This is a genomic window from Grimontia sp. SpTr1 (assembly GCF_947387585.1).
GTDB classification, from domain to species: domain Bacteria; phylum Pseudomonadota; class Gammaproteobacteria; order Enterobacterales; family Vibrionaceae; genus Enterovibrio; species Enterovibrio indicus.
In genome coordinates this window covers 1-15,727 of record NZ_CANDOD010000035.1, presented here as the reverse complement: position 1 = coordinate 15,727, position 15,727 = coordinate 1, and the positions used below count along the sequence as shown (strand labels likewise).

The 15,727-nt window shown below is 48.1% G+C and carries 31 protein-coding genes; all 31 read right to left on the bottom strand.

Translation table 11 applies throughout. From position 1 onward, the window contains the following. Positions 1-531 precede the first annotated feature (531 nt). Positions 532-918, bottom strand: coding sequence for a 50S ribosomal protein L17 (rplQ, locus tag QL223_RS25590; protein WP_002541538.1), 387 nt, complete (start codon positions 916-918; stop codon positions 532-534). A gap of 35 nt (positions 919-953) precedes the next feature. Continuing rightward, positions 954-1,943, bottom strand: coding sequence for a DNA-directed RNA polymerase subunit alpha (rpoA, locus tag QL223_RS25585; protein ID WP_002541536.1), 990 nt, complete (start codon positions 1,941-1,943; stop codon positions 954-956). Between the two features lie 23 nt (positions 1,944-1,966). Beyond that, positions 1,967-2,587 (bottom strand): 30S ribosomal protein S4, encoded by a 621-nt coding sequence (gene rpsD / locus QL223_RS25580; RefSeq protein ID WP_002541535.1) that lies wholly within the window; start codon positions 2,585-2,587, stop codon positions 1,967-1,969. A 30-nt stretch (positions 2,588-2,617) separates the two neighbouring features. Then, positions 2,618-3,007, bottom strand: coding sequence for a 30S ribosomal protein S11 (rpsK, locus tag QL223_RS25575; protein ID WP_002541534.1), 390 nt, complete (start codon positions 3,005-3,007; stop codon positions 2,618-2,620). Between the two features lie 19 nt (positions 3,008-3,026). Further along, positions 3,027-3,383, bottom strand: a complete 357-nt coding sequence (rpsM, locus tag QL223_RS25570; RefSeq protein ID WP_002541533.1) for a 30S ribosomal protein S13 — start codon at positions 3,381-3,383, stop codon at positions 3,027-3,029. Positions 3,384-3,530: 147 nt separating this feature from the next. Next, positions 3,531-3,644, bottom strand: a complete 114-nt coding sequence (gene rpmJ / locus QL223_RS25565; RefSeq protein WP_000868186.1) for a 50S ribosomal protein L36 — start codon at positions 3,642-3,644, stop codon at positions 3,531-3,533. A 26-nt stretch (positions 3,645-3,670) separates the two neighbouring features. Next, positions 3,671-4,996 (bottom strand): preprotein translocase subunit SecY, encoded by a 1,326-nt coding sequence (secY, locus tag QL223_RS25560; protein WP_002541433.1) that lies wholly within the window; start codon positions 4,994-4,996, stop codon positions 3,671-3,673. Between the two features lie 22 nt (positions 4,997-5,018). Then, positions 5,019-5,453 carry a 50S ribosomal protein L15 gene (gene rplO, locus QL223_RS25555; RefSeq protein ID WP_002541432.1) on the bottom strand — a complete coding sequence of 145 codons (435 nt, stop codon included), beginning with the start codon at positions 5,451-5,453 and terminating at the stop codon, positions 5,019-5,021. 5 nt (positions 5,454-5,458) lie between these two features. Beyond that, positions 5,459-5,638 (bottom strand): 50S ribosomal protein L30, encoded by a 180-nt coding sequence (gene rpmD / locus QL223_RS25550; RefSeq protein WP_002541431.1) that lies wholly within the window; start codon positions 5,636-5,638, stop codon positions 5,459-5,461. A gap of 6 nt (positions 5,639-5,644) precedes the next feature. Then, entirely contained in the window at positions 5,645-6,142 is a 498-nt protein-coding gene (gene rpsE, locus QL223_RS25545; protein ID WP_002541430.1) for a 30S ribosomal protein S5, read from the bottom strand. A 13-nt stretch (positions 6,143-6,155) separates the two neighbouring features. After that, positions 6,156-6,509 carry a 50S ribosomal protein L18 gene (gene rplR / locus QL223_RS25540; RefSeq protein ID WP_002541429.1) on the bottom strand — a complete coding sequence of 118 codons (354 nt, stop codon included), beginning with the start codon at positions 6,507-6,509 and terminating at the stop codon, positions 6,156-6,158. Positions 6,510-6,518: 9 nt separating this feature from the next. Beyond that, complete coding sequence (gene rplF / locus QL223_RS25535) at positions 6,519-7,052, bottom strand: 50S ribosomal protein L6 (protein ID WP_002541428.1); 534 nt, start codon at positions 7,050-7,052, stop codon at positions 6,519-6,521. A gap of 10 nt (positions 7,053-7,062) precedes the next feature. After that, complete coding sequence (gene rpsH / locus QL223_RS25530) at positions 7,063-7,455, bottom strand: 30S ribosomal protein S8 (RefSeq protein WP_062667944.1); 393 nt, start codon at positions 7,453-7,455, stop codon at positions 7,063-7,065. Positions 7,456-7,478: 23 nt separating this feature from the next. Then, positions 7,479-7,784, bottom strand: a complete 306-nt coding sequence (gene rpsN / locus QL223_RS25525) for a 30S ribosomal protein S14 (protein ID WP_002541426.1) — start codon at positions 7,782-7,784, stop codon at positions 7,479-7,481. 17 nt (positions 7,785-7,801) lie between these two features. Further along, on the bottom strand, positions 7,802-8,341 hold the full coding sequence (gene rplE / locus QL223_RS25520) for a 50S ribosomal protein L5 (protein WP_002541425.1): 540 nt from the start codon (positions 8,339-8,341) through the stop codon (positions 7,802-7,804). Positions 8,342-8,362: 21 nt separating this feature from the next. Further along, complete coding sequence (gene rplX, locus QL223_RS25515) at positions 8,363-8,674, bottom strand: 50S ribosomal protein L24 (protein WP_002541424.1); 312 nt, start codon at positions 8,672-8,674, stop codon at positions 8,363-8,365. A 12-nt stretch (positions 8,675-8,686) separates the two neighbouring features. Further along, positions 8,687-9,058 carry a 50S ribosomal protein L14 gene (gene rplN, locus QL223_RS25510; RefSeq protein ID WP_002541423.1) on the bottom strand — a complete coding sequence of 124 codons (372 nt, stop codon included), beginning with the start codon at positions 9,056-9,058 and terminating at the stop codon, positions 8,687-8,689. A 160-nt stretch (positions 9,059-9,218) separates the two neighbouring features. Further along, positions 9,219-9,473 (bottom strand): 30S ribosomal protein S17, encoded by a 255-nt coding sequence (gene rpsQ / locus QL223_RS25505; RefSeq protein WP_165018796.1) that lies wholly within the window; start codon positions 9,471-9,473, stop codon positions 9,219-9,221. Next, complete coding sequence (gene rpmC, locus QL223_RS25500; RefSeq protein WP_002541421.1) at positions 9,473-9,664, bottom strand: 50S ribosomal protein L29; 192 nt, start codon at positions 9,662-9,664, stop codon at positions 9,473-9,475. Before rpmC ends, rpsQ begins: the two co-directional genes overlap by 1 nt. Beyond that, entirely contained in the window at positions 9,664-10,074 is a 411-nt protein-coding gene (rplP, locus tag QL223_RS25495) for a 50S ribosomal protein L16 (RefSeq protein ID WP_002541420.1), read from the bottom strand. Before rplP ends, rpmC begins: the two co-directional genes overlap by 1 nt. An 11-nt stretch (positions 10,075-10,085) precedes the next feature. Beyond that, entirely contained in the window at positions 10,086-10,775 is a 690-nt protein-coding gene (rpsC, locus tag QL223_RS25490) for a 30S ribosomal protein S3 (RefSeq protein ID WP_002541419.1), read from the bottom strand. 19 nt (positions 10,776-10,794) lie between these two features. Further along, on the bottom strand, positions 10,795-11,127 hold the full coding sequence (gene rplV / locus QL223_RS25485; protein WP_002541418.1) for a 50S ribosomal protein L22: 333 nt from the start codon (positions 11,125-11,127) through the stop codon (positions 10,795-10,797). A gap of 11 nt (positions 11,128-11,138) precedes the next feature. Further along, on the bottom strand, positions 11,139-11,417 hold the full coding sequence (gene rpsS, locus QL223_RS25480; protein ID WP_002541417.1) for a 30S ribosomal protein S19: 279 nt from the start codon (positions 11,415-11,417) through the stop codon (positions 11,139-11,141). Between the two features lie 20 nt (positions 11,418-11,437). Then, on the bottom strand, positions 11,438-12,262 hold the full coding sequence (gene rplB / locus QL223_RS25475) for a 50S ribosomal protein L2 (RefSeq protein WP_002541416.1): 825 nt from the start codon (positions 12,260-12,262) through the stop codon (positions 11,438-11,440). A 19-nt stretch (positions 12,263-12,281) separates the two neighbouring features. Next, positions 12,282-12,584: a 50S ribosomal protein L23 gene (gene rplW, locus QL223_RS25470; RefSeq protein ID WP_002541415.1), complete on the bottom strand. Its 303-nt coding sequence runs from the start codon at positions 12,582-12,584 to the stop codon at positions 12,282-12,284. Further along, positions 12,581-13,183 carry a 50S ribosomal protein L4 gene (rplD, locus tag QL223_RS25465; protein ID WP_002541414.1) on the bottom strand — a complete coding sequence of 201 codons (603 nt, stop codon included), beginning with the start codon at positions 13,181-13,183 and terminating at the stop codon, positions 12,581-12,583. The genes rplW and rplD overlap by 4 nt, the downstream gene beginning before the upstream one ends. 16 nt (positions 13,184-13,199) lie before the next feature. Further along, a complete protein-coding gene (rplC, locus tag QL223_RS25460; protein WP_002541413.1) occupies positions 13,200-13,829 on the bottom strand; it encodes a 50S ribosomal protein L3 in 630 nt (209 codons plus the stop codon). 14 nt (positions 13,830-13,843) lie between these two features. Continuing rightward, a complete protein-coding gene (rpsJ, locus tag QL223_RS25455; protein WP_002541412.1) occupies positions 13,844-14,155 on the bottom strand; it encodes a 30S ribosomal protein S10 in 312 nt (103 codons plus the stop codon). A 406-nt stretch (positions 14,156-14,561) separates the two neighbouring features. Continuing rightward, positions 14,562-15,044 carry a bacterioferritin gene (gene bfr / locus QL223_RS25450; RefSeq protein ID WP_002541410.1) on the bottom strand — a complete coding sequence of 161 codons (483 nt, stop codon included), beginning with the start codon at positions 15,042-15,044 and terminating at the stop codon, positions 14,562-14,564. 82 nt (positions 15,045-15,126) lie between these two features. After that, positions 15,127-15,318, bottom strand: a complete 192-nt coding sequence (locus QL223_RS25445) for a bacterioferritin-associated ferredoxin (protein ID WP_002541409.1) — start codon at positions 15,316-15,318, stop codon at positions 15,127-15,129. 229 nt (positions 15,319-15,547) lie between these two features. Continuing rightward, a partial coding sequence (locus QL223_RS25440; protein WP_281546334.1) for an elongation factor Tu occupies positions 15,548-15,727 on the bottom strand: 180 nt, incomplete at its 5' end.

Here is a 15,727-nt window from a genome sequence, read left to right as displayed (position 1 = left end):
CTCTCCGTGTCGGTGAGGCGGCATTATAGGGAGGTCTGAAATTCTGGCAAGGGCTTTTTTGAGGTTTTTTATGAAAATCGCTTCACTTGCCTACATTTTACTCGAAAGCCTTATTTCCACACATTTTACTCACACCAAACACACAAAAGGCTGTGTATAAGTGTGTTGTGCACCACGTAATAGCCGTTTCAATCTCCCCACACATATTTGACGTTTGCAATATTGCTTATTCACTAACTGAGCCAATCAATGAATTCAGATCCGTTAGAGATTCAGTTCAGTCATTAGATAAGTAGAAGTAGAAGTAGAAGTAGAAGTAGAAGTAGAAGTAGAAGTAGAAGTAGAAGTAGAAGTAGAAGTAGAAGTAGAAGTAGAAGTAGAAGTAGAAGTAGAAGTAGAAAGACTGTTTAACTGAAGCCTTGACGTCAAGAGTTATAGAGAAAGAAACGGGGCGTAGGCTGTTTTATGAATGAGTAGATAAATAAAAAGCCAGGCTAAAAGCCTGGCTTCTTATTTGAACGAACCGAGAGATTACTCAGCTGCTTCTTCTGCAGCTGTCTCTGGACGATCTACCAACTCGATGTAAGCCATAGGGGCTTTATCGCCGGCACGTACACCGCATTTCAGAATGCGAGTGTAACCGCCTGCACGAGAGGCAAAACGTGGACCCAGTTCGTTGAACAGCTTCGCTACAACTTCGTCGTTACGAGTACGAGCGAATGCAAGACGACGGTTAGCAACACTGTCGTTCTTTGCTAGGGTAATCAATGGCTCAATTACGCGACGCAGCTCTTTTGCCTTAGGCAGAGTAGTTTTGATAACTTCGTGAGTTACCAGCGAGCTAGCCATGTTGCTGAACATCGCTTTGCGATGGCTGCTGTTGCGATTGAGTTGACGACCACTCTTACGATGGCGCATGACCTAATCCTTCTAACTAAGTAATCAGAATCTGATTAATCTTCAGCGATTGATGCTGGCGGCCAGTTTTCCAGGCGCATACCCAGAGACAGACCACGTGAAGCCAGCACGTCTTTAATTTCAGTCAAAGACTTCTTACCAAGGTTTGGCGTCTTAAGAAGCTCAACCTCAGTACGCTGTACCAGATCACCGATGTAGTGGATCGCTTCTGCTTTCAAACAGTTAGCAGAGCGAACAGTTAGTTCAAGATCGTCTACAGGACGCAGTAGGATCGGATCGAACTCTGGCTTCTCTTCTTTCTCTTCAGGAACTCGTACATCACGCAGATCTACGAACGCGTCCAGTTGCTCAGCAAGAATAGTTGCTGCACGACGGATAGCTTCCTCAGGATCAAGAGTACCGTTAGTCTCCATATCGATAACCAGCTTGTCGAGGTCGGTACGCTGTTCAACACGTGCTGCTTCAACATTGTAAGCAATACGGTCTACTGGGCTGAACGTTGCATCTACAAGCAGACGGCCGATTGGACGCTCGTCTTCTTCAGTGTGAATACGCGCTGACGCTGGTACGTAGCCGCGACCACGTTCTACCTTGATTCGCATGCTGATTTCAGCATTTGAATCTGTCAGGTGGCAGATTACGTGTTCTGGGTTCGCAATCTCAACACCACCGTCGTGGGTGATGTCGCCTGCAACAACAGGGCCTGCACCAGACTTATTCAGGGTTAGGATAACTTCATCTTTACCCTCTACCTTAACGGCAAGGCCTTTAAGGTTAAGCAGGATTTCCAGGATATCTTCCTGTACGCCCTCTTTGGTGCTGTACTCGTGCAACACGCCGTCAATTTCTACTTCTGTCACTGCACAACCAGGCATAGACGACAGTAGGATGCGACGTAGAGCATTACCTAGGGTGTGACCAAAGCCACGCTCTAGCGGCTCAAGAGTTACTTTTGCGTGCGTCGAGCTAACTTGTTCGATGTCAACCAGACGCGGCTTAAGAAATTCTGTTACAGAACCCTGCATTGTGTCCTCTCTTTAGTTTAGCCTTACTTAGAGTAAAGCTCGACGATCAGGTGTTCGTTGATGTCAGCAGACAAATCTGAACGCTCTGGCAGGCGCTTGAAAGTGCCTTCCATTTTGTTGCTGTCTACTTCGATCCAAGTTGGCAGCTCGCGCTGAGCAGCAATTTCAAGAGCTGCTTTGATGCGTGCTTGGTTCTTAGCTTTCTCGCGAATGCTAACAACGTCGTTGGCCGTTACCTTGAAAGAAGGAACGTTAACCACTTTACCGTTTACCAGGATCGCTTTGTGGCTTACCAGCTGACGTGATTCTGCGCGAGTTGCGCCGAAGCCCATGCGGTAAACTACGTTATCTAGACGACCTTCAAGAAGTTGCAGCAGGTTTTCACCTGTGTTGCCTTTGATGCGAGCAGCTTCTTTGTAGTAGTTACGGAATTGTTTTTCCAGAACGCCGTAGATACGACGAACTTTTTGCTTCTCACGAAGCTGAACGCCATAGTCAGACAAACGGCCGCGACGTGCGCCGTGTACGCCTGGGGCGTTATCAATTTTACACTTGGTATCAATCGCGCGTACGCCTGACTTCAGGAACAAGTCAGTACCTTCGCGACGGCTAAGCTTCAGCTTAGGACCCAAATATCTTGCCATGATCTTTCTCCAGAATTCTAAGAAACAGCGTTATACGCGACGTTTCTTAGGTGGACGACAACCGTTATGTGGGATTGGAGTCGCATCAACAATGTTAGTGATACGGAAACCAGCCGCGTTCAGTGCGCGAATAGTAGATTCACGACCTGGACCTGGGCCCTTAACCATAACTTCCAGGTTCTTCAGGCCATATTCTTTAGCCATCTCACCACAACGCTCAGCAGCAACCTGTGCAGCGAACGGAGTTGATTTACGAGAACCACGGAAACCAGAACCACCTGCAGTAGCCCATGCTAGAGCGTTACCTTGACGGTCAGTAATGGTTACGATTGTGTTGTTGAAAGACGCATGGATGTGCGCTACGCCGTCAGCAACTTGCTTGCGTACGCGTTTACGTGCGCGATTTGGTTGTTTAGCCATAGTACTTTACCTACCCCGATTATTTCTTGATCGGCTTGCGCGGACCCTTACGGGTACGAGCATTGGTCTTCGTACGCTGGCCACGTAGTGGCAAGCTGCGACGATGACGCAAACCGCGGTAACAACCAAGGTCCATCAGACGCTTGATGTTCATGGAAACTTCACGACGTAGATCACCTTCTACAGTGTACTTGGCAACGCCATCACGCAGTAGATCGATCTGCTCTTCAGTTAGTTCACTGATCTTAGTGCTTTCAGCAATACCAGTCTCAGCTAGGATAGCTTTTGAACGGGTTTTACCGATACCGTAGATCGCAGTCAGTGCGATTACAGCATGCTTCTGATCAGGAATGTTAATGCCTGCAATACGGGCCACTATTCACTCCTAGTACTTTATCAAGAAGAACCGCTGCAGAGCCCGTTTAGGATACGCAGCGGCTATACCACTTCTTTTGCACACACAAAAGGTGGGCTGGCTAATGTAGCCAGCCTGCCTAAATTTTGCAAGAAAAATATTCTGCTATTAGCCTTGGCGCTGCTTGTGCTTTGGCTCACTGCAAATCACGCGAACAACACCGTTACGCTTGATAACTTTACAGTTACGGCAGATTTTCTTAACGGAAGCACGAACTTTCATTGCTAAACTCCGTAAATGTCAATCTGTTAGCGGCCGTAGCCTTTCAGATTGGCTTTCTTCAACACGGACTCATATTGTTGAGACATCAGATGTGTCTGAACTTGAGCCATAAAGTCCATGATTACTACGACTACGATAAGTAGGGAAGTTCCGCCAAAATAGAAGCGTACGTTCCAAGCAATCATCATGAACTCGGGGATCAGACAGATAAAGGTGATATACAACGCGCCTGCTAATGTCAGTCGAGTCATCACTTTATCTATGTACTTCGCAGTCTGCTCGCCCGGGCGAATACCAGGTACGAATGCACCAGACTTCTTCAGATTGTCTGCTGTCTCACGCGGGTTGAAAACCAACGCCGTGTAGAAGAAACAGAAGAAGATAATCGCAGCAGCATAAAGGATTACATACAGTGGTTGACCAGGGCTCAGTGCCAATGACACATCCGCCAACCAGCCCAACTGTTCACTCTGACCAAACCATTGAGCCAGTGTGCCTGGGAACAGGATAATACTTGATGCAAAAATCGCTGGAATTACGCCGGCCATATTTAGTTTCAATGGCAGGTGTGTGCTTTGCGCAGCGAAGACACGACGGCCTTGCTGACGCTTCGCGTAGTTAACAACGATTCGACGTTGACCACGCTCTACAAACACTACGAACGCAATTACTGCGAATGCAATTACCGCAATCAACAGAAGAAGAAGCACGTGCAATTCACCTTGACGCGCTTGCTCGGCTGTTTGTCCGATAGCGGATGGCAATCCTGCAACGATACCCGCGAAAATAATCAGGGATATACCGTTACCGATACCACGCTCAGTGATCTGTTCACCTAACCACATCAGGAACATGGTGCCAGTGACCAAGCTCACAACAGCAGTAAAGTAGAAGCCAAGGCCTGGAGTTACCACCAGACCCGGAATCATACTTGGCAAGCCTGTAGCGATACCAATCGCTTGGAAGGTTGCCAATACCAGCGTGCCGTAGCGGGTGTACTGACTGATCTTACGACGGCCAGACTCCCCTTCTTTCTTCAACTCAGCCAAAGCTGGATGAACTACCGTAAGCAGTTGGACAATAATCGATGCCGAAATATACGGCATGATACCCAGTGCCAGGATAGAAGCACGCTCAAGAGCACCACCAGAGAACATGTTAAACAGTTCAATGATGGTACCTTGTTGCTGTTCGAACAGATCGGCAAGTACAGCAGCGTCAATACCAGGAATTGGCACAAAAGAACCGGCGCGGAATACGAGCAACGCACCTACCACAAAGAGTAGACGGCTTTTCAGCTCCGCAAGTCCACCTTTTGCACTACTAAAATTTTGTCCTGGTTGTTTTGCCATCTGTACCTCGTCCTCGAGCTAATTATTCCTCGATTTTACCGCCAGCAGCTTCGATTGCAGCTTGAGCGCCTTTAGTAACGCGAAGACCTTTTACAGTCACTGAGCGTGCAATCTCACCAGACAGTACGATTTTCGCCGTACGGATGTCTTTAGTGATTACGTTTGCAGCTTTCAGTGTCTCAAGGCTTACTACGTCACCTTCAACTTTAGCTAGTTCGCTCAGGCGAACTTCAGCAGCAGTCAGGCTCTTGCGAGAAGTAAAACCAAATTTTGGCAGACGCTGTTTCAAAGGCATTTGACCGCCTTCGAAACCTGGGCGTACAGAACCACCTGAACGTGATTTCTGACCTTTGTGACCACGGCCACCAGTTTTGCCCAGGCCTGAACCGATACCACGGCCAACGCGCTTCTTAGAAGGCTTTGAACCCGCAGCCGGAGATAGAGTATTCAGACGCATTGTGATTACTCCTCCACTTTAACCATGTAGTAAACTTGATTGATCATGCCGCGTACGCAAGCAGTATCTTCAAGTTCAACAGTGTGGTTGATGCGACGTAGGCCCAAGCCACGCAGGGTAGCTTTATGTTTCGGCAAACGACCGATTGAGCTACGAGTCTGAGTTACTTTGATAGTTTTAGCCATGTCGAATTACCCCAGAATTTCGTTAACTGGCAGACCGCGCTTAGCAGCTACCATTTCTGGAGACTTCATACCACCCAGGCCATCGATCGTTGCACGAACGATGTTGATTGGGTTAGTAGAACCGTATGCTTTTGCCAGAACGTTACGAACACCCGCAACTTCCAGAACCGCACGCATCGCACCACCTGCGATGATACCCGTACCTTCTGATGCAGGCTGCATGTACACTTTAGAACCAGTGTGGCGGCCTTTAACAGCGTGGTGAAGAGTACCTTCGTTCAGCGCAACAGTAACCATGTTACGGCGCGCTTTTTCCATTGATTTTTGGATCGCTGCAGGTACTTCACGGGCTTTGCCGTAACCGAAACCTACACGACCATTGCCATCACCAACTACAGTCAGAGCGGTGAAGCTGAAGATGCGACCACCTTTAACCGTCTTAGAAACACGGTTAACAGCAATCAGCTTCTCATGCAAATCACTTTGTTGTTTATCGTTAGCCATCTTTCCGCCTACCTTAGAATTTCAGACCAGCTTCACGGGCAGCATCTGCCAGTGCAGCCACACGGCCGTGGTATTGGAAACCGGAACGGTCAAAAGCAACAGATTCGATGCCTTTTTCCTTCGCACGCTCAGCAATAGCTTTACCTACTGCTGCTGCGGCTTCTTTATTACCGGTGCTCTTCACTTGCTCACGGATCGCTTTTTCTACGGTAGAAGCAGCTGCGATTACTTCGGAGCCATTTGCCGCGATAACCTGTGCGTACACATGACGTGGAGTACGGTGTACCACTAGGCGAGTCGCACCCAGTTCAGCAATCTTGCGACGCGCTCGGGTCGCACGACGGATACGAGCAATTTTCTTATCCATAGTGTTACCTTACTTCTTCTTAGCTTCTTTAGTACGCACAACTTCGTCAGCGTAACGAACACCTTTACCTTTGTAAGGCTCAGGCTGACGGTATGCGCGGATGTCAGCAGCTACTTGACCAACCAATTGTTTGTCTGTACCAGTCAAAACAATTTCAGTTTGGCTTGGGCATTCTGCTTTGATACCTGCAGGCAGTTCATGTTCAACAGGGTGAGAGAAACCCAGAGTCAGAGCGACTGAGTTACCTTTCATTGCTGCACGATAACCAACACCTTTCAGGATCAGTTTCTTGGTATAGCCTTCAGTAACACCAACAACCATGTTGTTCACCAGTGCACGTGCGGTACCTGCTTGAGCGTTAGCTTTAGCAATACCTTCGCGTGGCGCGAACTTCACAGCGTTGTCTTCTTGGCTTAGTTCCACTGCGTCGTTGATAACGCGGGTCAGTTCACCCTTGCTACCTTTAACAGTGATTTCCTGACCGTTCAGTTTCACCTCTACGCCGGCAGGAATTACTACGGGTGCTTTTGCAACACGAGACATTTCCTACTCCTTACGCTACGTAGCAGATGATTTCGCCGCCCAGACCCGCTTTGCGAGCTGCACGGTCGGTCATCAAACCTTTAGAAGTTGATACTACAGCAATACCCAGACCACCCATTACAGAAGGCAGCTCATCTTTTTTCTTATAGATGCGCAGACCTGGACGGCTTACACGTTGGATTTGCTCGATAACTGGTTTAGCTTCGAAGTACTTCAGAGTAACTTCCAGCTCAGGCTTAACTTCGCCAGAAATAGCGTAGTCAGCCACATAACCTTCAGCTTTCAGCAGCTCAGCAATTGCCACTTTCAGCTTTGACGAAGGCATCTTAACAGCAACTTTAGTTGCTGCCTGACCGTTGCGGATGCGGGTCAGCATATCCGAAATCGGATCTTGCATGCTCATAAGTCTTTACTCCCGTGATTCAATTACCAGCTCGCCTTACGCAGACCCGGAATCTCGCCTTTCATGCAAGCTTCACGAACCTTGATTCGGCTCAGACCGAATTTGCGCAGGTAGCCATGTGGACGACCAGTCTGGTTACAGCGGTTACGCTGACGAGACTTAGCAGAATCACGCGGTAGAGTTTGAAGCTTCAGGACTGCATCCCAACGCTCTTCTTCAGACGCGTTAACGTTTTTGATGATAGCTTTCAGTGCAGCACGCTTCTCAGCGAACTTTGCTACCAGCTTCGCGCGTTTTACTTCGCGCGCTTTCATTGATTGCTTAGCCATTACAGTAACCCTTCACCTTACTTACGGAATGGGAAGTTAAAGGCAGCCAGCAGAGCTTGACCTTCCTCATCAGTCGCCGCTGTGGTAGTGATAGTAATATCAAGACCACGGATACGATCTACTTTGTCGTAGTCGATCTCTGGGAAGATGATTTGCTCACGAACGCCCATGCTATAGTTACCGCGACCGTCGAAAGATTTCGAGCTAACGCCACGGAAGTCACGCACACGTGGAAGAGCGATTGAAATCAGACGCTCTAGGAATTCCCACATACGCTCGCCACGCAGGGTTACTTTACAGCCAATTGGGTAGCCCTCACGGATCTTGAAGCCAGCAACAGACTTACGTGCTTTAGTGATCAGCGGCTTTTGACCTGTGATTGATGCCAGGTCAGATGCTGCGTTCTCAAGCAGTTTCTTGTCGTTGATTGCTTCGCCCACACCCATGTTCAGGGTGATCTTTTCGATCCTTGGGACTTGCATGATACTCTTGTATTCGAACTTTTCAGCCAGTTCTTTTACAACAGTCTCTTTGTAGTAATCATGCAGTTTCGCCATAGTGTACTACTCCAGAATTACTTAAATAATTTCGCCATTCGATTTGAAGAAACGAACTTTTTTGCCGTCTTCGAATCGGAAGCCTACACGGTCTGCTTTACCAGTTGCCGCGTTGTAGATAGCAACGTTAGAAACGTCCACTGCAGCTTCTTTTTCTACGATGCCGCCTTGGATGCCCAGAGCCGGAACAGGCTTCTGGTGTTTCTTAACCAGGTTGATACCTTCAACGATAACTTTACCAGTGGTCAGAACCTTACTTACTTTACCTTTCTTGCCTTTGTCTTTACCGGCAAGAACGATAACTTCGTCGTTACGACGGATTTTAGCTGCCATTTTAACCGCTCCTTACAGAACTTCTGGCGCCAGAGACACAATCTTCATGAACTTATCGCCACGAAGTTCGCGTGTCACAGGACCAAAGATACGGGTACCGACTGGTTGCTCAGTAGTGTTGTTCAACAATACACAAGCATTACGGTCGAAGCGAATGACAGAGCCATCTGGACGACGAACGCCTTTACGGGTGCGAACTACAACCGCCTTCAGGACATCACCTTTTTTAACTTTACCGCGTGGGATTGCATCTTTAACGGTAACTTTGATGACGTCGCCGATATGGGCGTAGCGACGGTGTGAACCACCCAGCACCTTAATACACATTACGCTGCGAGCGCCGGAGTTATCGGCTGCATCCAGCATACTTTGCATTTGGATCATTGTTAGTGCTCCGCTGTTATTACATCTAGACCCATCTCGGGTCGGGCTGCCTCATTACAAGGGCGGCGAATAATAACACTATTTTTTGAAGATGGGTAGATAAAAAATAAACGGCTCCGAAAAGGGAGCCGCTTTGTTTTTTATCGCTGGAAAGCTTGCCTTACAGGCGTGCTTTCTCAACTACGCGTACCAGAGTCCAAGACTTAGTCTTAGACAGTGGACGGCACTCACGGATCTCAACGGTATCGCCTTGTGCGCACTCGTTGTTTTCGTCATGAACGTGCAGTTTGGTCGTACGCTTGATGAATTTACCGTAGATTGGGTGTTTCACCTGGCGTTCGATAGCAACAACGATAGATTTATCCATCTTGTCGCTAATTACACGACCTTGTTGAGTACGGATTTTGTCGCTCATTATGCGTTGCCCTTCTGGTTCAGAACGGTTTTAACACGTGCGATATCGCGACGAACGTTCTTCAGAGTGTGAGTTTGCTGAAGTTGACCAGTAGCCGCTTGCATGCGCAGGTTGAATTGCTCACGCAGCAGACCCAGCAGTTCTTCATTCAGCTGCTCTACGCTCTTTTCGCGAAGTTCTTGTGCTTTCATCACATCACCGCCTTAGTTACGAAAGTGGTTTTGATAGGTAGTTTACGAGAAGCCAGCTCGAATGCTTCGCGAGCAAGGCTTTCAGAAACACCATCCATCTCGTACAGGACTTTACCTGGTTGGATTTGTGCAACCCAGTAGCTCACAGAACCCTTACCTTTACCCTGACGAACTTCCAGAGGTTTGGTAGTGATTGGCTTGTCTGGGAACACACGGATCCAGATTTGACCCTGACGCTTGATGTGACGAGTCATAGCACGACGTGCAGCTTCGATCTGACGCGCAGTGATACGACCACGACCAACAGCTTTCAGGCCGAAGGTACCGAAGCTTACGTCAGTACCTGCAGCAAGACCGCGGTTACGACCCTTATGAGTCTTGCGGAACTTAGTACGTTTTGGTTGAAGCATCGATAGACTCCTTACTTACGGCCTTTACGCTGCTTCTTAGGCTTGTCAGCCTGTGGCTCTGCTACTGGCATGCCGCCCAGAACTTCACCTTTGAAGATCCAAACTTTAATACCAATTACACCGTAAGTGGTGTGAGCCGAAGAAGTTGCGTAATCAATGTCAGCACGAAGAGTGTGCAGTGGCACACGGCCTTCACGGTACCACTCGGTACGAGCGATTTCAGCACCGCCAAGACGGCCGCTTACTTCCACTTTGATACCCTTGGCACCCAGACGCATTGCGTTCTGTACCGCACGCTTCATAGCGCGACGGAACATAACACGACGCTCTAGCTGAGACGCGATGCTGTCACCAACCAGTTGTGCGTCAAGCTCAGGCTTGCGTACTTCTGCGATGTTGATTTGAGCAGGAACACCTGCCAGCTGTGCAACGCGAGCGCGCAGTTTTTCTACGTCTTCGCCTTTCTTACCGATAACAACGCCTGGGCGAGCAGTGTGGATAGTCACACGGATGCTCTTCGCAGGACGCTCGATAACGATACGAGAAACAGACGCTTTAGACAGTTCTTTAGTCAGGAACTGACGTACCTTGAAGTCGCCGTCTAGGTTGTCAGCGAAATCTTGGCTGTTAGCAAACCAAGTGGAATTCCAAGGCTTACAGATGCCAAGACGAATACCATTAGGATGTACTTTTTGACCCATTGCTTTCTCTCCTCGTCTCTTAGCGGTCTGCTACAACAACAGTGATGTGGCTAGAACGCTTCAAGATGCGATCGGCACGGCCTTTTGCACGAGGCATGATGCGCTTCATGACTGGGCCTTCGTCAACGAAGATTTTTGCTACAGACAGATCATCGATGTCTGCGCCTTCGTTATGCTCAGCGTTTGCAATTGCAGACTCCAGCACCTTCTTGATCAGGTCAGCGGCTTTTTTGTCGCTGAAAGTCAGAAGTTCAATTGCTTGTGCAACGTTTTTACCGCGCACTTGGTCTGCTACCAAACGTGCTTTCTGAGGCGAAATACGAGCAAAGCGATGTTTAGCAATAGCTTCCATATCTTAACTCCTTAACGCTTCTTAGCTTTCTTATCTGCAGCGTGGCCGCGATAAGTACGTGTTGGTGCAAATTCGCCCAGCTTGTGACCGATCATCTCATCAGTGATGAAAACAGGTACGTGCTGACGACCATTATGGACAGCGATGGTCAAACCGATCATCTGAGGGATGATCATTGAACGACGGGACCAAGTCTTAACAGGCTTCTTGTCACCGCTTTCCACCGCTTTCTCTACCTTCTTCAGCAAGTGCAGGTCAATAAAAGGACCTTTCTTGAGAGAACGTGGCATGGCTTATCCTCTGATATAAATTACTTGTTACGACGACGTACGATGTACTTGTCGGTACGTTTGTTCTTACGGGTCTTGAAGCCTTTAGTAGGCATACCCCAAGGAGATACTGGGTGACGACCGCCCGAAGTACGACCTTCACCACCACCGTGTGGGTGGTCTACTGGGTTCATTGCAACACCACGTACTGTTGGACGAACGCCCTTCCAGCGAGTAGCACCTGCTTTACCCAGTTCACGCAGCATGTGTTCTGCGTTACCAACTTCACCGATGGTCGCACGACCTTCAGAAAGAACTTTACGCATCTCACCAGAACGCAGACGAATAGTTACGTATGCGCCATCGCGAGCTACGATTTGTGCGTATGCACCAGCTGAACGAGCCAGCTGAGCACCTTTACCAGGCTTCAGTTCAACGTTGTGAACTGTAGAACCTACTGGGATGTTGCGCATTGGCAGGCTGTTGCCTACTTTGATCGCAGCATCTGAACCAGATTGGATCTGGTCGCCAGCTTTCAGGCCTTTAGGTGCAATGATGTAACGACGCTCACCGTCTGCGTACAGAACCAGTGCGATGTTCGCGCTACGGTTTGGATCGTATTCCAGACGCTCAACTTTCGCTGGGATGCCGTCTTTAGTACGTTTGAAGTCAATTACACGGTAGTGTTGCTTATGACCACCACCGATGTGACGTACAGTGATACGACCGTTGTTGTTACGACCACCAGACTTAGAGTTTTTCTCCAGCAGTGGTGCGTAAGGCTTACCTTTGTACAGGTCAGCGTTTACAATCTTAACAACGTGACGACGACCCGGTGAAGTAGGCTTACATTTAACAATTGCCATTTTCTGTTACTCCTCCGTCTTACTCAGCGCCGCCAGCGAAGTCGATGTCTTGACCTTCTTTCAAGATAACGTACGCTTTTTTCACGTCTGAACGACGGCCTTGGCGCATACCTTGACGTTTGGTCTTACCCTTAGTGATAAGAGTATTTACAGACTTCACTTCAACTTCGAACAGTTTCTCAACTGCTGCTTTGATCTCTCTCTTAGTCGCAGTCATCGCTACTTTGAAAACGATAGTGTTACCGTTTTCAGCAGCCATGGTTGCTTTTTCAGAGATGTGCGGAGCACGCAGAACTTTCAGGATACGCTCTTCAGTGATCATCCCAGCATCTCCTCAACTTGCTTAACTGCAGCTGCAGTCATAACTACTTTGTCGAAAGCGATCAGGCTAACTGGGTCGATGCCTGCTGCATCGCGAACATCAACCTTGTACAGGTTGCGCGCTGCCAAGAACAGGTTCTCATCAACTTCTGCAGTTACGATCAGAGCTTCAGACAGCTCAAGCTCTTTCAGCTTAGCGATCAGCTCTTTAGTTTTTGGTGCTTCTACTGAGAAGTTATCAACAACGATCAGACGCTCTTGACGAACCAGCTCAGACAGGATGCTTTTAATAGCACCACGGTACATTTTCTTGTTAACTTTCTGGCTGTGGTCCTGAGGACGCGCAGCGAAAGTTACACCACCCGAGCGCCAGATTGGGCTACGGATTGTACCTGCACGAGCGCGACCAGTACCCTTCTGACGCCATGGCTTAGCACCGCCACCTGATACGTCTGAACGAGTCTTTTGCGCACGAGTACCTTGACGGGCACCAGCTGCGTATGCAACTACTACTTGGTGAACCAGAGCTTCGTTGAACTCACGCCCGAAGGTAGTTTCGGAAACAGTCAGCGCGTCAGCGCCTTTTACTACCAATTCCATTACTATCTCCTCGACGTTACGCTTTAACGGCTGGTTTAACGATCACGTTGCTGCCAGTCGCACCTGGTACTGCACCTTTGATAAGAAGCAGTTTGCGCTCAGCGTCAACACGTACGATCTCAAGGTTTTGAGTAGTTACCTGCTCTGCACCCATGTGACCTGCCATTTTCTTGCCTTTGAATACGCGACCTGGAGTCTGACATTGACCGATAGAACCAGGAGCACGGTGAGACAAGGAGTTACCGTGGGTCATATCTTGAGTACGGAAGTTCCAACGCTTAACAGCGCCTTGGAAACCCTTACCTTTAGATGTGCCAGTAACGTCTACTTTTTTGATTTCAGCGAACAGATCTACGTTCAGCTCAGCGCCTACTTCGAAATCTTCGCCGTTTTCCAGACGGAATTCCCACAGACCGCGGCCAGCTTCAACACCTGCTTTCGCAAAGTGACCAGCTTCTGGCTTAGTTACGCGGCTTGCTTTCTTAGCGCCTGAAGTTACTTGGATAGCAGAGTAACCATCTACTTCAGGAGTACGTACCTGAGTAACACGGTTAGTTTCTACTTCTACAACGGTTACAGGGATAGAAACGCCTTCTTCAGTGAAGATGCGAGTCATGCCCACTTTACGACCGACTAGACCAATCATTATTAACTCCCCTCTTAACCCAGGCTGATTTGAACATCAACGCCCGCAGCAAGGTCAAGACGCATCAGAGCGTCAACAGTTTTATCTGTTGGCTCAACGATGTCGATCAGACGCTTGTGAGTACGGATTTCGTACTGGTCACGTGCATCTTTGTTTACGTGCGGAGAGATAAGAACGGTGAAGCGCTCTTTGCGAGTTGGCAGAGGGATTGGACCCTTCACCTGCGCACCAGTGCGCTTAGCGGTTTCAACGATTTCCGCAGTAGACTGATCGATCAAACGGTGATCGAAAGCCTTCAGGCGGATACGGATACGTTGGTTCTGCATTAGACAGAGCTCCAAATTAAAAAATTACACAAACAATATCGCCACTCAACCTTATCTAGATAAGGGAATGTCGATTGATTTATGTGAAACCGTAGTACCAATATCTGGTACATTGTCAGCCATTTCATATGACTGCGAACATAAGCGGAGTATACATTACCGACCTCATCAGGCTGAGCCTACAACGATGGGTCTTCCTCCTGTGCTCATTGGTTCACAACTGCACGCTTGAGAGTAAATGTCTCAGGCAGTGCGGGCATTATACAGATCACAATTTGCTTTGCAAGTGGCGTTTAAAAAATAATCAGGCGTAAGGTAAGCGAGTAAAACTGCGGTCTCTGGCTTTGGCGTAGGTACAAAAAAGGAGCCTCTTTTGGGCTCCCTTTATCCTCATTCAAAATCTTGCTCAAGAGTCATCACATTCTATCATTTGCGCTTGATTGTAATTCTGGATACCTACTTTATCGATAAGTCCCAGCTGAGTTTCCAGCCAATCAACATGTTCTTCTTCCTCTTCCAGAATATCCTGGAACAGGTCGCGCGACACATAATCACGCACACTCTCTGCGTATTCAATGGCATCACGCAGATCAGGAATAGCATCCATTTCCAACGCTAAATCGCACTCTAGCATTTCTTTGGTATCTTCACCTATGCGCAATTTACCCAGATCTTGCAGGTTAGGTATGCCTTCGAGGAAAAGGATACGCTCTATCAAATCATCCGCATGTTTCATCTCATCGATAGACTCTTCGTATTCTTTATCAGCAATCGCTTTCAATCCCCAGTCCTTGTACATTCGGGCATGAAGGAAATACTGATTGATGGCAACAAGTTCGTTGCCCAGAATTTTGTTGAGATGTTGGATGATTTTTGGATCTGATTTCATATCGCGCACTCCTATTTTCGGCATCTATTAAAAGTAGAACCGAATGAAGTGTGGTCAATGTCAGATATTAGACAAGAGGCACTTAGCCAACTTTCTTGTAGAGAGGATTTAACGCTGCTTCTTGAAGGATTTCCTTCGCAGGACGTATACATTTGCCACACTGCGAGCCAAGAGGCGTCAATTTTCTGATTTCACGGATATCATCAACCCCTTGCTCATAAGCAAGTTTTTTCAGTGTTTTATCAGAAATTCCATGGCACAGACAAACGTACATCTTTGTATCTTCCTCTACTAATCTAATAAACAATATAAACGAGAATTGTTAGCATTACCAATTCGTTTCTTCGATTGATTAGCGAAGAATAAAAGAAAACAACGAAGACAAGTTTTGAAGGAATATCACAGGCAGGTGATGCTAAGGAGATGTCTGCGGTCGTCAGAAATGAAAAAGGACGCCGAAGCGTCCTTTTTCTAGCATTGTGCTAATCAAAGCTTAATAAGAATTAAGCCAGGATCTTAGCAACAACACCCGCACCTACGGTACGGCCACCTTCACGGATAGCGAAGCGCAGGCCTTCGTCCATCGCGATTGGTGCAATCAGCTCAACAACCATTTGGATGTTGTCGCCTGGCATTACCATCTCAACGCCTTCTGGCAGTTCGATAGTACCGGTCACGTCAGT

Bases quoted from the DNA above. Each gene is read 5' to 3' on its own strand.
- rplQ (WP_002541538.1), bottom strand. From the start codon at position 918: ATGCGCCATCGTAAGAGTGGTCGTCAACTCAATCGCAACAGCAGCCAT.
- rpoA (WP_002541536.1), bottom strand. From the start codon at position 1,943: ATGCAGGGTTCTGTAACAGAATTTCTTAAGCCGCGTCTGGTTGACATC.
- rpsD (WP_002541535.1), bottom strand. From the start codon at position 2,587: ATGGCAAGATATTTGGGTCCTAAGCTGAAGCTTAGCCGTCGCGAAGGT.
- rpsK (WP_002541534.1), bottom strand. From the start codon at position 3,007: ATGGCTAAACAACCAAATCGCGCACGTAAACGCGTACGCAAGCAAGTT.
- rpmJ (WP_000868186.1), bottom strand. From the start codon at position 3,644: ATGAAAGTTCGTGCTTCCGTTAAGAAAATCTGCCGTAACTGTAAAGTT.
- secY (WP_002541433.1), bottom strand. From the start codon at position 4,996: ATGGCAAAACAACCAGGACAAAATTTTAGTAGTGCAAAAGGTGGACTT.
- rplO (WP_002541432.1), bottom strand. From the start codon at position 5,453: ATGCGTCTGAATACTCTATCTCCGGCTGCGGGTTCAAAGCCTTCTAAG.
- rpmD (WP_002541431.1), bottom strand. From the start codon at position 5,638: ATGGCTAAAACTATCAAAGTAACTCAGACTCGTAGCTCAATCGGTCGT.
- rpsE (WP_002541430.1), bottom strand. From the start codon at position 6,142: ATGGCTAACGATAAACAACAAAGTGATTTGCATGAGAAGCTGATTGCT.
- rplR (WP_002541429.1), bottom strand. From the start codon at position 6,509: ATGGATAAGAAAATTGCTCGTATCCGTCGTGCGACCCGAGCGCGTCGC.
- rplF (WP_002541428.1), bottom strand. From the start codon at position 7,052: ATGTCTCGTGTTGCAAAAGCACCCGTAGTAATTCCTGCCGGCGTAGAG.
- rpsH (WP_062667944.1), bottom strand. From the start codon at position 7,455: ATGAGCATGCAAGATCCGATTTCGGATATGCTGACCCGCATCCGCAAC.
- rpsN (WP_002541426.1), bottom strand. From the start codon at position 7,784: ATGGCTAAGCAATCAATGAAAGCGCGCGAAGTAAAACGCGCGAAGCTG.
- rplE (WP_002541425.1), bottom strand. From the start codon at position 8,341: ATGGCGAAACTGCATGATTACTACAAAGAGACTGTTGTAAAAGAACTG.
- rplX (WP_002541424.1), bottom strand. From the start codon at position 8,674: ATGGCAGCTAAAATCCGTCGTAACGACGAAGTTATCGTTCTTGCCGGT.
- rplN (WP_002541423.1), bottom strand. From the start codon at position 9,058: ATGATCCAAATGCAAAGTATGCTGGATGCAGCCGATAACTCCGGCGCT.
- rpsQ (WP_165018796.1), bottom strand. From the start codon at position 9,473: ATGAGCGACAAAATCCGTACTCAACAAGGTCGTGTAATTAGCGACAAG.
- rpmC (WP_002541421.1), bottom strand. From the start codon at position 9,664: ATGAAAGCACAAGAACTTCGCGAAAAGAGCGTAGAGCAGCTGAATGAA.
- rplP (WP_002541420.1), bottom strand. From the start codon at position 10,074: ATGCTTCAACCAAAACGTACTAAGTTCCGCAAGACTCATAAGGGTCGT.
- rpsC (WP_002541419.1), bottom strand. From the start codon at position 10,775: ATGGGTCAAAAAGTACATCCTAATGGTATTCGTCTTGGCATCTGTAAG.
- rplV (WP_002541418.1), bottom strand. From the start codon at position 11,127: ATGGAAGCTATTGCTAAACATCGCTTTGCTCGTATTTCGCCTCAGAAA.
- rpsS (WP_002541417.1), bottom strand. From the start codon at position 11,417: ATGCCACGTTCTCTCAAGAAAGGTCCTTTTATTGACCTGCACTTGCTG.
- rplB (WP_002541416.1), bottom strand. From the start codon at position 12,262: ATGGCAATTGTTAAATGTAAGCCTACTTCACCGGGTCGTCGTCACGTT.
- rplW (WP_002541415.1), bottom strand. From the start codon at position 12,584: ATGATCACTGAAGAGCGTATCCTGAAAGTTCTGCGTGCTCCGCACATC.
- rplD (WP_002541414.1), bottom strand. From the start codon at position 13,183: ATGGAATTGGTAGTAAAAGGCGCTGACGCGCTGACTGTTTCCGAAACT.
- rplC (WP_002541413.1), bottom strand. From the start codon at position 13,829: ATGATTGGTCTAGTCGGTCGTAAAGTGGGCATGACTCGCATCTTCACT.
- rpsJ (WP_002541412.1), bottom strand. From the start codon at position 14,155: ATGCAGAACCAACGTATCCGTATCCGCCTGAAGGCTTTCGATCACCGT.
- bfr (WP_002541410.1), bottom strand. From the start codon at position 15,044: ATGAAATCAGATCCAAAAATCATCCAACATCTCAACAAAATTCTGGGC.
- QL223_RS25445 (WP_002541409.1), bottom strand. From the start codon at position 15,318: ATGTACGTTTGTCTGTGCCATGGAATTTCTGATAAAACACTGAAAAAA.